This is a genomic window from Virgibacillus oceani, from assembly GCF_041521345.1.
Taxonomy (GTDB): Bacteria; Bacillota; Bacilli; order Bacillales; family Amphibacillaceae; genus Virgibacillus_N; species Virgibacillus_N oceani_A.
The window spans coordinates 1-464 of the sequence record NZ_JBGOHB010000081.1 but is presented as its reverse complement, the minus strand read 5'-3'; the positions used below and the strand labels follow the sequence as shown (position 1 = coordinate 464).

Below are 464 nucleotides of genomic sequence, written 5' to 3'. Positions count from 1 at the left end.
GTGGTAAGTCATGCGGTGCAAAATCGTTATCTGGGTTTGATAGACGCCTATTAGGCTTCAGGTTACGGGGAGGGGGTCGCAGGGCCGCGCGCGAGCTAACCAGCTCAGCAAGATAGCTAAGATTGGTTTCCTGTGAGGTGTTAAACTCTTGATAGGTATAACAAAATACCGCAATTTGTACCAAAATGCCAATCGATAGTAACGTGCCAAGGATCCAGACCAGCAACTGTTTTTGTAGTGATTTTTGCAACGATTTTTGCAAGGGTAGGGCGGTTTTTGTAGGGTTAGCCATGGTCATTTTCGTGGGTACTTGGCGGTCATTGTCTGGATATTTTTGAGCCTTTTTTCTATCGCTTTTTGTTAGTCTTGGGATTCGGCGCTGATATACCAGCCCAAACCACGGATGTTTTTAATCCGTTTTTGACCAATTTTTTTGCGCAGTCCATAGATTAAAAATTCAATGG

At 44.2% G+C, this 464-nt stretch carries 1 protein-coding gene; it reads right to left on the bottom strand.

The annotated features are described in order from the left end of the window. Nucleotides 1-292: hypothetical protein (locus tag ACDX78_RS23255; protein WP_486031229.1), on the bottom strand; the 292-nt coding region annotated here is incomplete at its 3' end. Nucleotides 293-464: the final 172 nt, after the last annotated feature.